Here is a 12,785-nt window from a genome sequence, read left to right on the forward strand (position 1 = left end):
GCAAATTATTTTTGCGGGTGGTTACTTTTTACCTGCTATCTTGGCTTAAAAGCCCCAAATTCCAAGAAACAGAGCATTTATCTAGCAGCAAAAATTTACCAATTAAGTTGGTAAATCGTAGTATTTAATACAGTTTTAGAGATTAGTTTCAGCTTTGATGCTTGATAGGCGAGTAATACAAACAGTAGAAAACATAACAACCAATTTCGCTTTTTGGGTAAATTTTGCCCTGACGAAAAATTACCTATTTGACTAAAGTGAATATGCACATAGCATCAGCAAAGAATTGCTGTTTTAAATTTTTGCATAATCAATTAGGTATTTACCAAACTATGCAACAGATGGCAAGCAACAAAGTAATGGAGAGAGTAATGATTACCGAAGAAGACTTAGCCCAGCAATTTAACGTAATTATTGAACACACTCACCCACGGGTATGGAACCTGTTAAGCCAATGTTATGTGAAGATAATCAATCCTCATCCTCACTTAACAAGAGTGAATATAAAAACATGCATCCGCCCTGCAAAATACATTGGTATTTATTGCCCTGATAGACTAATTAGTGGTGTAATAGAACAAAAAAACCTACTCAAAGAAGTAGCAGAATACTTGGGGCTAGTTGAAGTTGTTTGCTTGAATGCCAATAACTTGATGCGCGATCCTCTCTCAAATCTCAAGCAAGCTTATCCCCAGTTGTGGTTAGACTTGCTGTGGATTGTCACTCAAGAACAATAACCTAGTAAACCTGATTTTTCCGCAATATTCAATCTGCAAAAAATCAAAAGTACCAATCGTCACCGCAGCTTCGTTACTTTTGGAGTTTGCTAAAAACTTATGAATCAACCATGCCTACATCCAGATGATTTGCCTTCACCTCAAACAATCAAGCTGAGTGAAATACTATTCAGACAGCTTGAAGAAGCAACTAAAAAAAGCTTTTTTTTAGCCTGCGATCGCATGACACGGATTTTGTTATCGAGTTGTCATTGGTATTTCCAAATCAATAGTGGCGTTTTGACCTTGATCCTGATTTGTAATAACATGGAAAGTTATCGCGATATCATGAAAACTGTTCCTCAATTTGCCGATCGCTTAAAACAGTTTGCCAATAGAGCTAAAATTACTGTCAGTTCTCCAATTGACAAAGGTATACCGTGGGTACTCAGCATAGATAATGTCTTACCTGAAGGGGACTTACCCAGTACCTGATAGATAAACCAGAAAAATCGCGATCGCCCTTCCGCGTGAATATTGGCGATCGCGCCGAAAAAGTCCGTCAAGCCCGTCTCAAACCACGGCAAAGTTTTTTAGAGCTTTATATCTGCTTATTTACCTGATTAGGAGGATAGGGAGAGGAAGTTACGGGCGTTTGTGAAAATACTTTAGGAAAAACAACTTGAGCTAGTAGTGCACCACACAAACTTTGCGCGGTAGCGAGCAGAGGTGCACAGGAGAAAGAACTTTTCAAACCTCTCCTCTGCTCCCCTGCTTCCCTGCTTCCCTGCTCCTCTGCCTGCCTCTACCCAACAATTTTGGCTTGGCATACTACTAGAAAGAGCCATATTCATTGGTATCTAATCCTTGTGGTTCCGGTTGGGAGATGTTGGGGAAATATTTGGGGTAAAACTGGGGTAATGTAAAAGGGTCAAGATGTTTACAAAGCAGCTGTGTTAAACAAAAATTATGTCGTCCGATCAAAGTAGATATTATCCCAAGACGACGATGGTCTTCTAAATAAGCATTAGCTTCTATAATTGCCATTTGACACACGGGTGTAAATCCGTTTAAGGGATTTTGCGCTCCTTTATACCCTATATTGTCAAGTTAGGCGCTTATATCTTGCAGCATATAGATAAATTTTACCCTCACGACTGGAGAGCAAAATCTTGGGCATAGAATTACGCAGTTTCGTATTTCTCGACAACCTGCAACCTCAACATGCAGCATATATGGGAACAGTAGCCCAAGGCTTCTTACCATTACCAGGAGATACATCACTGTGGATTGAAATCTCTCCTGGTATCGAAATTAATAAAATTACGGATATAGCCCTGAAATCTGCCTCTGTCCGTCCGGGAGTACAGGTAGTTGAACGACTATACGGACTATTGGAAGTTCATTCTAGCTCCCAAGGTGAAACCAGAGCTGCTGGTCAAGCTATTTTAGCGGCACTGGGAGTCCGAAGAGAGGAATGTCTGAAACCGCGTGTTATTTCTAGTCAGATTATCCGTAACATCGATGCTTATCAAACACAACTGATTAATCGCACGCGCCGGGGACAGCTACTACTAGCAGGTCAAACGCTGTATGTATTAGAAGTGGAGCCTGCTGCTTACGCCGCACTGGCTGCCAATGAAGCAGAAAAAGCAGCGAGGATTAACATTCTAGAAGTTCAAGCTGTAGGTAGTTTTGGACGGCTGTACTTAGGTGGACAAGAACAGGATATTCTAGCAGGAGCAGCGGGAGCATTAACAGCTATTGAAAGTGTCGCTGGTCGGGTAAATTCTCTGGGTGGGCGTCAGGAGTAAAGGAGAGAAAATGGCAAATCGAGAGCATCTAACTTTACTCAAAGCAGGTGCAGTTAAATGGATTGAGTGGAGAAAGAAAAATCCCCAGATTGAACCAGACCTCAGCGCTGCGAATTTGCAAGGCGATAACCTCAGAGGCGCACACCTCCAAGGGGTAAATTTGAGAAGAGTCGATTTGGGTAATGCTTTACTTGTGCGGGCAAACCTCAGTGGTGCTGACCTCAGTAGTGCCAACCTCTATAAAGCCTTCCTGAATGAAGCTAACCTGAGTGCGGCTAACTTCAGTGTTGCTAACTTAAGTGGCGCTATACTTACGCAGGCAGATTTGAGTCATGCCAATTTGATTGGAGCTGACTTGAGTCAGGTGGATCTTAGAGGTGCTGCGATCGCATCTGCTAATCTAATTGGCACTGACTTAAAAGGCGCTAACTTGAGAGATGCCGATTTAGGTGCAGCGAAGTTGATGCGGGCTAACCTCTCTTTTGCCAACCTTATTGAAACTAACTTGATTGCGGCTGATCTCAGTGAGGCGAGTTTGTACGAAGCAGAAGTTTTAGGGGCTTATCTTTACAAAGCTGACCTATACAAAGCTAATCTGACCAAGGCTCATCTAAGTGGTGCATACTTGTTGCGGGCTAACCTAAGTGAAGCTGATTTGAGTCAAGCTGACTTGAGTTGGACTAACCTTAGAGACGCGAATCTAGCAGGGGCGAATCTCAGAGGAACTAACCTTAGAGGAGCCGACATTCGGGGAGCTAACCTCAGCGGCGTAAATCTTCAAGAAACAATTATGCCTAACGCTTCAACACACTATTAGTTTACAAGAAAAAGAAATTGACGTTTAGATTCATTTTTTGGGGCATTTCTTCCCACAAGAAGTATATAAAATTTATGTAAAGCTTAACTGTTATTAAGTTCAAAATGTTTTAGATAATCTATCAATTTAACTTATGTGTTTTCAGATGTATTTCTTTAATAGAAAAAGTATTTTTTTCCAAACCAAAATTGATATTGAAACCTAACTTAACGAAAATGTCGTATTCAGCTAAAAAATCTTGTAATCTTTACTAAGAAAAACAGTATATTTTCACAAAACTTAATTAAAGGTTACAAATTTTTCTAACAGTACTAAAAATTAAAGAATTTGCATTTTTAAGATTTGGTAAAGAATTTGACGTAACCTTTCACTCATGATAATAAATAATTATAGGAAAGTTTAAAATCAAAAAGCCTAGGGAAAATAAGTAATTAAAATAGATTAATTTTGACCTAATTACTTATTATTCCTATAATCAACTAACCAAATCAATAACTAATATTTTTTCAGTGTATTGGTATTGATTAGGTTAGCAAAGGCATGTGTATTTAAACTTACGGTTGTAATTAATCAATATTGAACTTATGAAGAGTTATTTACAAAATTAACTGACTATTTTATCAAGAAAATTATGAATAACACTAAATTATCTAACCAAGTGAAAGGCAGGTTTATCAGTAAGTTTGCTACTAAAATGCTGTTATTTACAATAACACTATTATTTACAATAGTTTTATTAAATCATCGCACTACTGGATTAAATGTTGTACCACAAACCCTGCGCCCCGAGATTAAGGTTCGCAATATTATTAATACATTATCAGTCTCTCCTTCTGTTCGGATTGTAAAAGATCCACGAAACAATACTCTCTATTACCTCAAACGAAATGGTGACATTTATCAAGTCAATTTAGGTTACTCTACTAGTACACTTGTGTACAACTCTAGTAATCATAATTTAAGTGAAACTCAAGGTATGGCCATTGGTCCTAACGGCACAATTTATTTAGTTGGCAATGCAGACCTTGTGAAAAACCAAACTAAAGCAATTATTGTTAAAGGTGTAATTAATTCGAGTACAGGACAGCGTATTTGGTCTATTTTAGCTCAGAGTGCAGGCTATCCCAAAAGCAAAACAGCTTATGACCATCGGTTCAACGGTGTGGTTGTTAGTCTGGATGGTAAATTTATCTATGTGAATAGCGGTTCTCGTACCGATCATGGTGAGGTTCAGTCTGTTGATGGTCTATATCCCAATACTCGCGAAGTCGGATTAACCGCCTGTATACTCCGTCTTCCTAGTAATAGCAACAATCTCTTTCTGGCAAACAATCGAGCAACTTTAAAGACAGCTGGCTATATTTTTGCAGAAGGAACACGCAATACTTTCGATATGGCTTTTGCGCCTAATGGGGATTTGTTTGGCACAGAAAATGGCTCAGACCGCGACATGTCAGAAGAATTAAATTGGTTACGTTTAGGTGGTAATTACGGCTTTCCTTGGCGTATTGGTGGGACAGACAATCCACAACAATTTCTCAATTATAATCCTGCCACTGACCGATTGTTAAGCCCTCAATTTAACGCCATCCAAAAAGGCTACTATCGTAACGATCCAACCTTTCCTATTCGGCCTACTGAAAATTTGATTGAACCAATTCCTAATCTTGGGCCGGACGCAGATAATTACCGCGATCCTGTAGATGGAAAAATCAAAGATGCCAGTGTTCTTGGGCAAACTTTTAGCACTTTTACAACACACCGTTCTCCTTTAGGACTAGTTTTTGATACACAAGGAGTAATGAGTCCAGAATTCAACAGAGATGGATTTATGTTGAGTTGGACACCAGGCGACCCCACTGGCGAAACACTAATAGGCCCTTTTAAAGATGCTAGCCAAGACCTACTGCATTTAAAGTTAACTAAAGTAGGAAATACTAACTATAAACTTAACGCTACGCGCCTTGTCACAGGTTTTAGTAATCCCATTGATGCTGAGATTATTGGCAATAAGATTTATGTTCTGGAATATGGCGGAAATCAAGGAATTTGGGAAGTCTCTATGCCTACCAAGTAAAACAAATTGGGTATTTCCGCATTACTTAGTCCTTTGGAGTGCTGCCTTTAGTCAGACATTGAGTCTCTGACTCAATGAATGCATTCCCAGTCTGAGACTGGGAACGAGGAGGGGAGTAAAAACGTAGTTTTGGCTCTTTACTTTAAAATCAATGACAAAATGTCCAACCCACAAAAAATGTCTACAATTTCAACTTTTCACCGCGAATCGAATAATCTAACAACTCCATCGGGTGAATAACTGAAATCTTCTTACCTTGCAACTGCAAATGTTTAGTAATTTGCAAAGTACACCCAGGATTAGCAGAAGCAATTAACTCAGCACCAGTATTCAACAAATTCTGCACTTTTTGCTGACCCAATTCTTCAGAAACTTCTGGTTGCAGCATATTATAAACCCCGGCACTGCCACAACACAAAGCTGCATCTATTGGTTCTCTCAACTTCACCCCTGGAATTTGTCGCAACACCTGACGCGGTTGGACGCTAATCTTTTGTCCGTGCAATAAATGACAAGCATCTTGATAAACTAAATTCAATGGTTTATCAGTCAGCGGTGAAAGTTTCGTTGTTAACCCAACAGTTGCTAAAAACTCTTGAGCGTCTTTAACCTTAGCTGCAAAATCCTTTGCTTTTTCCCGATATTCTAGGTCATCTTCTAAAATATGACCGTACTCTTTTAAAGTATGACCACAACCAGCAGCATTAATAATCACGAAATCTACATCTGTCTTGGCAAAACTATCAATCATCTGTCTTGCTAAAGCTTTCGCCTGTTCTGTTTGTCCTTGGTGTTCGGGAAGTGCGGCACAACAACCTTGAGATTTGGGAATCACAACTTCACAACCATTCGCTGTTAAAACGCGAACTGTCGCTTCATTCACGGGTGAGAAAAACAGCCGTTGGACGCAACCCAAAATCATCCCAACGCGATACCGCTTTTCACCTTTAGCAGGAATCACAGTAGGCAAATTATCTTGAAAAGATTTGAGAGTAATTTCTGGCAGAATTGATTCCATTGCTGCCAAACGAGGCGATATTTTATTCAGTAAACCTGTAGCCCGAAAGAATTTAGCCAACCCCAATTTTTGATAAACCAATAACGGAACTAATAAAACCCGTAAAAGATTGGGATAGGGAAACAGAGAAAATATCAGTTGACGAAAAAATTGGTCTGGCAAACTGCGGGGATAATTTCGTTCAACTTGATGACGAGTTGCAGAAATTAACTTGTCATACTGTACACCAGAAGGACAGGTACTCACACAAGCAAGACACCCTAAACAAGAATCAAAATGTTCTACTGTTGCCGTATTGAGAGCAATTTCACCCTCATTAATTGCATCCATTAAATAGATACGTCCTCTAGGAGAATCCATCTCCTTGCCAAGTACCCGATAACTGGGACAAGTCGAGAGACAAAATCCACAATGGACACAACTATCAATCAACTTCGGGTCAGGTGGATGATTAACATCAAACCCCTTTAAATTTTTTAAACTAGCCGTATTATTAACAGAATTTTTTGAAACTTGCATATTTTTCCCTTTCCCCTCTCTATTTCGGCGTCCTCTGTGTCTCTGCGGTACGTTTTCTTAAAACTAAATTTCACCCACAAACCGACCAGGACTTAAAATATTCTTACTATCAAACTGTTCCTTAATACGGCGCATCAACGGCAAAGCATTCCCCGTATAACCCCAAACATCTATTTGTTCTTTAACCGCAACTGGTGCTGACAGAATTGTTAAAAAACCTTTATTAGCTTGAGTGCGTAGGTGCAGCCCGCCGTAGGCATCGCTTCCAGCAGAGCCTAGCTCATCGCGGATTTTCAAAACTTGATTTTTACTTTCTAATTGTAACAAACCTAAACCACTACTAATATGAATTAAACCCAACTCCACCTGGGTCAAAATCTCCACAGCAGTAGTAGGTAACACTCCTATTTTGCAGGTAATTACTGTTTCTGTAGCAGTAGTATGTATTCGTTCTTGCAATCTTTGCCATAGATTAGCTTCATCACCATCGGCAAAAATTGCCCCATCTAAGCCCAACTTTTGCCCAACTTCCAAAACTCGGTTTGACTGTTCCTTAACACTCTCACTAATACTTTGAAAGCGAGCAATTAATCCCAGTCCTTGACCCAATCCTAAACTAGACACCAATTTAGTTGATAGTAAATCAGCCTGCACTGGTGTTAACGCCGAACCTCGAAGGATATCAGCCGCTTCAGATACAGCCTCAGCTTTACCAGTTAGTACCACCGTCCCCGATGCCTCAGCTAGCGGATACAGGCGAAAAGTTAGTTGACTAATAAAGCCTAATGTGCCATAAGACCCCGTAAGCAACTTCATCAAGTCATATCCGGCGACATTTTTAACTACTCTTCCCCCAGCTTTGGTGATTTGTCCATCAGCACGGACAAAGGTAATACCTAGTAACTGGTCGCGCACACTACCATAACGTTGCCGCAGAGAACCTGTATCACCTGTGGCAACGATACCACCAATGGTTGCTGACTCTGGTGCTGTGGGATCGACGGCAAGAAATTGCCGCGATTTTGCCAAAAGTGCTTGCAAATCGGAGAACTTCATCCCAGCTTCTACTGTGACAGTCAAATCGCCAACAGCGTGTTCAATCAGTTGGTTGATGCGTTTTGTACTAACTACAACATCAATGCCTTTAACTAAACCGCCCCAGGTGAGTTTACTACCACTACCACAGGGAAGGACGCGCCAGTTATTTGTGTGAGCCGTGGTAATGACTGCGGCTAGCTGTTCTTGGCTGCGGGGATAAACAATACAACTAGGTGAATTTCCAGAAGCTATAGCCTGTTGGATACGTTTTTGCTGACCGAGTTCGATATTTTCCCAAAGACAAATAGCATTTTCTTCACCGACGATAGATGCAAGTTCAGAAGCGCAGACGCCTTGCGGCCTGTCGTTAGACATCGCTTTCATTGAGTTTATTTTTTTACGCCCTACTTCTAATTTACTGGCTAACCTGACCAAAAAAGCGCATTGTCATTAATATACGGTGGCTTTAATATAAAAAGCGATGCCTACAGCGGGCTGCGGCAACGCCAGCTTGTAATTAGCGCCAAATAAAAGAAAGTTTGTTCTTTAGGCGATCGCTACTCATTTACAATAAAGTTCCTGCGGTAGTTTGTAACTCTAACGTTTATGACTAATAATCTAACGATATTAACAACCTAATAAATTATTAAAATTTTATTAAATGCTTACTTAACGCTAAATGTAGTCTATTCATTTAAATATCGCTATAAAAGTGTAATTTCTGAAAATAAATTTATGTTGCTATGATTAACTTTTAGAGAAAGGTAGCAGAGGGGTAGAAATTACCCGTCTGCTACGAGCAAACGGAGGTATAAACTTGATTATTTAATTGGCATGAACCAATTCTTGAGGCGCTGCGGCATCATATTCTACAGCTTTAACAAATTCCTTGAGAACGTCTTTGAGTCTTTGCTCAATTTCCTCATCTAACAGGATGCTGTTATCAGCTTGTCGTTGAATTTGTTTGTCTACCGCATAAATAGTAGCTAGGATATGCCGTGCTCCTAATTCAGATAAGACAGGTTTTAGGGCATATTCAATTGCCAATAAATGAGCGATCGTTCCACCCAAAGCAATTGGTAACACGGGTTTACCTGTTAATGATTTTTGTGGCAGCAAATCTAGAAATGTTTTTAGCACTCCTGTGTAAGCAGCTTTGTAAATTGGGGTGGCAATAATCACACCATCTGCCTTTGCTAATAAAGCCTTTGGCTGTTCTAATGCTTGGCTCTCGTATCGTCCAAAAACTAAATCTTCAGCAGGCAAATCCCGAACTGAAATAATATCTACATGCAAGCCTTCTTGTTGTAAAAGCTTGGCTGTATATTCGACGACACCATAGGTTCTAGATGGATGGGTTGGACTACCTGCGATCGCTAAAATATTTGTCATTCAATTAAACTCCCAATTTCTCAAACGGGTTCAGTATGTTTTGCAGTTTTGGTCTTCATCGCTGATGCTGTGTTGACCTTCTCACTGAGAAGTTTGTAGGGACGGCGCAAACTCATACTCTCTACTTCCCAGATGTAGCCATGAATAACTACATCTTGGGGAATTAAAGGAGAATTACGCAGTAATTCCACCTGCTGTGTGCAGATTTCATCCACATCGGTAAAGGTTTTGATCCATTTGGAAAAAACGCCTTTTGGTAGCTTCAATTCTGGCAAAGCAGGATCGACACTAACTTGATCCACGTCAATACCTTGATTTCGCAATACCTCACTGAGTAAGTCTCCTGATGCTATCATCATGCCACATTCGGTATGATTAATAACAATGATTTCTTTTGTGCCAAAAAACTGTGTAGTTAACATCGCTGACCGAATCGCATCATCTGTAACTAACCCCCCAGCATTACGGAAAATATGAGCATCTCCTTCACCAATTCCTAATGCTTTCTCCACTGGTAAACGTTCATCCATGCAAGCTAGCACCCACAAGCGTTTATTGTTAGGTATTCCCAACTGACGACGCAATGCCCACGCTTCTTTTTCTGAGATTTTTTGGTCGATTTGTTGGTGCAGCATAGCTGTTAATCTCCTAGTTCATAATTACTAGGATATGGACGTTGCTCTTTCTTGAGGCTTTTGCTTAGGGAAATCTTCATTTGCCACAATCTCGCCAAATGGACTTAAGACATGTTGCTTCTCCACTGCGAGTAAATTATCTAAGGGCAAATGGGGAAATAGAAGTTCTGCCACTCGATAAGCTTCTTCTAAGTGGGGATAGCCAGAGAGGATAAAGGACTCAACACCCAAAGAAGCGTATTCTAATATCCTAGCTGCTACGGTTTGGGGATCGCCGACTAAGGCTGTTCCCACACCACCCCGCACCAAACCGACTCCTGCCCACAGATTCGGGCTAATCTCTAATGCCTCACGATTACCGTGGTGTAATTGAGTCATCCGCTGTTGTCCAACTGAATCCATCCGGGCATAAGCTTTTTGGGCATAAGCTATCGCTTCGTCATCGACATAATCCAAGTTGCGGGTTATGAAATTCCAGATGCTTGGTAATAGTGATGTCTACACCTACCCCAAGCAATGGTTCAGAGACATCACCACAGCCTATTCTCTAGCAATAACTATATCGTTGGACTTAATAACGGCATAAGCCTCTTTCCCCTCAGATAAATCCAACTCTTCTACCGATACTCTGGTGATAATTGAAGTTAACTCAACTTTGTGAACAATCTCTAGCGTGACTTCACTATTAACGGCTCCAGTAACAACTCGCTTAACAACACCCTTGAGAATATTGCGAGAGCTAACTTTGAGTGGTTTCTTTTGAAAACTAATTTCTATCTCAGGCATTTGAGTGTAGATATCTTCCTCATCTGTATTTATGGTTGGTAGCAAGTTTGATGGTGAAGAGTGTTGATTAAGACCACGTACCAGTTCTCGGAGAATCTCGGTCTTAGTTCGCTGAGACTGGCCACAAAACTCTTCCAAAATCTTCCGCTCCTCTTCTGAAGTTTGGAATGTGACCCACCCTTGTTCTTTTCTAGGCATATTTTTACCGATATAGTTGGTTATACGTTGGTATCTTTGGTACTATTTTACCTAGCATCAATTTTATGGAAGAAACCCTTCAAACGCCTTTTCTATGAAAAGAAGACAAATTTTTGGCTTCCTGGGTATAGCGATCGCTGGCTTGCTGCTAGCAATTGGTTTACCGTTGGTTCCTCCTTCTCCTGTAATAGCACAGTCGAACACCAGCATACTCGTGTCCGCAGCTGCTAGCTTAAAAGAGGCACTGGAAGAAATTAAGCCTTTGTACCAACAAAGTAAATCAAATATCAATATTAGTTATAACTTTGGGGCTTCTGGTGCGTTGCAGCAACAGATTGAGCAAGGTGCGCCAGCGGATATCTTTATTTCTGCTGGCAAAAAGCAAGTGGATGCCTTGGAAGAAAAAGGACTATTGCTACCAGGTAGCCGTACTAACCTGGCAAATAACCGTCTAGTCTTGATTGTGGCTCAGGATGTTGTTGGCATCAATAGCTTCTACAATTTAACAGATAGTAAGATTAAAAAAATTGCGATCGGTGAACCCAGAAGCGTACCCGCTGGTCAATATGGCGAGCAAGTCTTGAAGAAATTGAAACTTTACGATCGCCTCAAGTCGAAATTTGTCTTTGCTAACAATGTGCGTCAAGTTTTAGCAGCAGTAGAAAGTGGTAATGCCGAAGCAGGTTTAGTTTATGCCACTGATGCCAAAATTTCCAACAAGGTAAAAGTCGTAGTCGCTGCTGATGATAAATTTCACTCACCGATTGTCTATCCGGTAGCAATAATTAAAAGCAGTAAAAATACTTCTGCTGCCAAAGAATTTGTCCAGTTTCTATCTGGCAGTGAAGCCAAAACTATACTCAAAAAATATGGGTTTATTGTGCCGTTAAAACAAGGGGCTTAAGCCCCTTATAGCGGTTCCCATTCAGATGCGGTACAACATTATATCGTGGGGTGTAGGGGCACGGCACTGCCCATTGGTGTCAACTTAACGTGAAATAGGCGGTTAGAAACCGCGTCTACACAAACAAAACCCACCTCCGTGGGTTTCAAAACTTTGATTTTCCGTTAGTCCGCGGCGGCGGACTTTGCCTGTGTAGCCGCGAATTCCATTCGCCAAGGCTTAGGTTGACACGTATGGGCACTGCCGTGCCCCTACGGGTGTACCTCACGCAAACGAGAAGCGCTATATCTGATTAATTGAAGTTTAAGAAGCTGTGGACTGTAATTTTTCTAGTCGTGCCAGCACTTCTGAACTGTGAATAGTTGGGTTGACTTTGACAAAAGTCTCGCGCAAGACGCCTTGAGGATCGATGATGAAACTGTGGCGCATAGATAAAAAGCCGAGCCACGAACCGTAAGCTTTGCTCACTGAGCCATCAGTGTCAGCCAGCAGGGGGAATTTGAGTCCCTCTGAATCGCAAAATTTGGCGTGAGAATCAATATCATCGGCACTAATGCCAATAATTTGGGCATTTTTTTCGAGGTATTGGGGTAAGTCTTGCTGAAAACGACGAGCCTCGATAGTACAACCAGAGGTGAAGTCTTTAGGATAAAAGTACAGAACTAACCATTTACCACGCAAGTCAGAGAGGGAAATTTTGCCATCACCTGTGTTGGTTGGCAAAGTAAACTCAGGTGCGGGTTTATTAATTGCCGGAAGTTTACCACCAAGAGCATTAGCAGCAGGGGTAAAATTCAGCCAGCTGATGATAGAAATACAGCTGGCAAATAATATGCTTAAAAAAGTGCGGCGGGAAATCATGGTATAAACC

Annotated in this window: 13 protein-coding genes and 1 pseudogene; 6 read left to right on the forward strand and 8 right to left on the reverse strand. The window is 40.9% G+C overall.

The features are described 5' to 3' along the window. The first annotated feature begins 371 nt into the window (after window positions 1-371). Both HWQ40_RS31445 and HWQ40_RS31450 read left to right on the forward strand, forming a co-directional pair. On the forward strand, window positions 372-737 hold the full coding sequence (locus HWQ40_RS31445) for a hypothetical protein (protein WP_292785794.1): 366 nt from the start codon (window positions 372-374) through the stop codon (window positions 735-737). Window positions 738-836: 99 nt separating this feature from the next. Then, complete coding sequence (locus tag HWQ40_RS31450) at window positions 837-1,211, forward strand: hypothetical protein (protein WP_292785795.1); 375 nt, start codon at window positions 837-839, stop codon at window positions 1,209-1,211. Between the two features lie 339 nt (window positions 1,212-1,550). Here the strand turns inward: HWQ40_RS31450 and HWQ40_RS31455 are convergent, their stop codons facing one another. Continuing rightward, window positions 1,551-1,763: a hypothetical protein gene (locus HWQ40_RS31455; RefSeq protein WP_292785796.1), complete on the reverse strand. Its 213-nt coding sequence runs from the start codon at window positions 1,761-1,763 to the stop codon at window positions 1,551-1,553. A gap of 125 nt (window positions 1,764-1,888) precedes the next feature. Between HWQ40_RS31455 and HWQ40_RS31460 the strand changes: the two genes are divergently transcribed. The 3 genes from HWQ40_RS31460 (at window position 1,889) to HWQ40_RS31470 (ending at window position 5,424) form a co-directional block, all read left to right on the forward strand. Next, the gene (locus HWQ40_RS31460) at window positions 1,889-2,530 is read left to right on the forward strand and encodes a hypothetical protein (protein WP_292785797.1); all 642 of its coding nucleotides are present in this window, start codon (window positions 1,889-1,891) and stop codon (window positions 2,528-2,530) included. A gap of 10 nt (window positions 2,531-2,540) precedes the next feature. Continuing rightward, window positions 2,541-3,347 carry a pentapeptide repeat-containing protein gene (locus tag HWQ40_RS31465; protein WP_292785798.1) on the forward strand — a complete coding sequence of 269 codons (807 nt, stop codon included), beginning with the start codon at window positions 2,541-2,543 and terminating at the stop codon, window positions 3,345-3,347. 631 nt (window positions 3,348-3,978) lie between these two features. After that, window positions 3,979-5,424 (forward strand): PQQ-dependent sugar dehydrogenase, encoded by a 1,446-nt coding sequence (locus HWQ40_RS31470; protein WP_292785799.1) that lies wholly within the window; start codon window positions 3,979-3,981, stop codon window positions 5,422-5,424. A 181-nt stretch (window positions 5,425-5,605) separates the two neighbouring features. Here HWQ40_RS31470 and HWQ40_RS31475 read toward each other — a convergent pair whose 3' ends face one another. The 6 genes and pseudogenes from HWQ40_RS31475 to HWQ40_RS31500 all read right to left on the reverse strand — a co-directional run bounded on the left by HWQ40_RS31475 (window position 5,606) and on the right by HWQ40_RS31500 (window position 11,010). Beyond that, window positions 5,606-6,961, reverse strand: coding sequence for a (Fe-S)-binding protein (locus tag HWQ40_RS31475; protein WP_292785800.1), 1,356 nt, complete (start codon window positions 6,959-6,961; stop codon window positions 5,606-5,608). A gap of 63 nt (window positions 6,962-7,024) precedes the next feature. Continuing rightward, complete coding sequence (locus HWQ40_RS31480) at window positions 7,025-8,383, reverse strand: FAD-binding oxidoreductase (protein ID WP_292785802.1); 1,359 nt, start codon at window positions 8,381-8,383, stop codon at window positions 7,025-7,027. Window positions 8,384-8,824: 441 nt separating this feature from the next. Beyond that, a complete protein-coding gene (ssuE, locus tag HWQ40_RS31485; RefSeq protein WP_292785804.1) occupies window positions 8,825-9,391 on the reverse strand; it encodes an NADPH-dependent FMN reductase in 567 nt (188 codons plus the stop codon). A gap of 20 nt (window positions 9,392-9,411) precedes the next feature. After that, window positions 9,412-10,026, reverse strand: a complete 615-nt coding sequence (locus HWQ40_RS31490) for a carbonic anhydrase (protein ID WP_292785806.1) — start codon at window positions 10,024-10,026, stop codon at window positions 9,412-9,414. Window positions 10,027-10,053: 27 nt separating this feature from the next. Then, window positions 10,054-10,482 (reverse strand): annotated as a pseudogene (locus HWQ40_RS31495) (LLM class flavin-dependent oxidoreductase); the annotation flags it as partial. An 84-nt stretch (window positions 10,483-10,566) separates the two neighbouring features. Then, window positions 10,567-11,010 carry a molybdopterin-binding protein gene (locus HWQ40_RS31500; protein ID WP_292785807.1) on the reverse strand — a complete coding sequence of 148 codons (444 nt, stop codon included), beginning with the start codon at window positions 11,008-11,010 and terminating at the stop codon, window positions 10,567-10,569. A gap of 94 nt (window positions 11,011-11,104) precedes the next feature. Between HWQ40_RS31500 and modA the strand changes: the two genes are divergently transcribed. After that, window positions 11,105-11,914, forward strand: coding sequence for a molybdate ABC transporter substrate-binding protein (gene modA / locus HWQ40_RS31505; protein WP_292785810.1), 810 nt, complete (start codon window positions 11,105-11,107; stop codon window positions 11,912-11,914). A 303-nt stretch (window positions 11,915-12,217) separates the two neighbouring features. Here the strand turns inward: modA and HWQ40_RS31510 are convergent, their stop codons facing one another. After that, the gene (locus HWQ40_RS31510) at window positions 12,218-12,775 is read right to left on the reverse strand and encodes a peroxiredoxin (RefSeq protein ID WP_292785885.1); all 558 of its coding nucleotides are present in this window, start codon (window positions 12,773-12,775) and stop codon (window positions 12,218-12,220) included. Window positions 12,776-12,785: the final 10 nt, after the last annotated feature.

The organism is Nostoc sp. NMS9 (assembly GCF_017114995.1).
Lineage (GTDB): Bacteria > Cyanobacteriota > Cyanobacteriia > Cyanobacteriales > Nostocaceae > Nostoc.

What these genes read in the sequence shown, in the direction of transcription:
- HWQ40_RS31445 (WP_292785794.1), top strand. Translation starts at nt 372, where the DNA reads ATGATTACCGAAGAAGACTTAGCCCAGCAATTTAACGTAATTATTGAA.
- HWQ40_RS31450 (WP_292785795.1), top strand. Translation starts at nt 837, where the DNA reads ATGAATCAACCATGCCTACATCCAGATGATTTGCCTTCACCTCAAACA.
- HWQ40_RS31455 (WP_292785796.1), bottom strand. Translation starts at nt 1,763, where the DNA reads ATGGCAATTATAGAAGCTAATGCTTATTTAGAAGACCATCGTCGTCTT.
- HWQ40_RS31465 (WP_292785798.1), top strand. Translation starts at nt 2,541, where the DNA reads ATGGCAAATCGAGAGCATCTAACTTTACTCAAAGCAGGTGCAGTTAAA.
- HWQ40_RS31470 (WP_292785799.1), top strand. Translation starts at nt 3,979, where the DNA reads ATGAATAACACTAAATTATCTAACCAAGTGAAAGGCAGGTTTATCAGT.
- HWQ40_RS31475 (WP_292785800.1), bottom strand. Translation starts at nt 6,961, where the DNA reads ATGCAAGTTTCAAAAAATTCTGTTAATAATACGGCTAGTTTAAAAAAT.
- HWQ40_RS31480 (WP_292785802.1), bottom strand. Translation starts at nt 8,383, where the DNA reads ATGAAAGCGATGTCTAACGACAGGCCGCAAGGCGTCTGCGCTTCTGAA.
- ssuE (WP_292785804.1), bottom strand. Translation starts at nt 9,391, where the DNA reads ATGACAAATATTTTAGCGATCGCAGGTAGTCCAACCCATCCATCTAGA.
- HWQ40_RS31490 (WP_292785806.1), bottom strand. Translation starts at nt 10,026, where the DNA reads ATGCTGCACCAACAAATCGACCAAAAAATCTCAGAAAAAGAAGCGTGG.
- HWQ40_RS31500 (WP_292785807.1), bottom strand. Translation starts at nt 11,010, where the DNA reads ATGCCTAGAAAAGAACAAGGGTGGGTCACATTCCAAACTTCAGAAGAG.
- modA (WP_292785810.1), top strand. Translation starts at nt 11,105, where the DNA reads ATGAAAAGAAGACAAATTTTTGGCTTCCTGGGTATAGCGATCGCTGGC.
- HWQ40_RS31510 (WP_292785885.1), bottom strand. Translation starts at nt 12,775, where the DNA reads ATGATTTCCCGCCGCACTTTTTTAAGCATATTATTTGCCAGCTGTATT.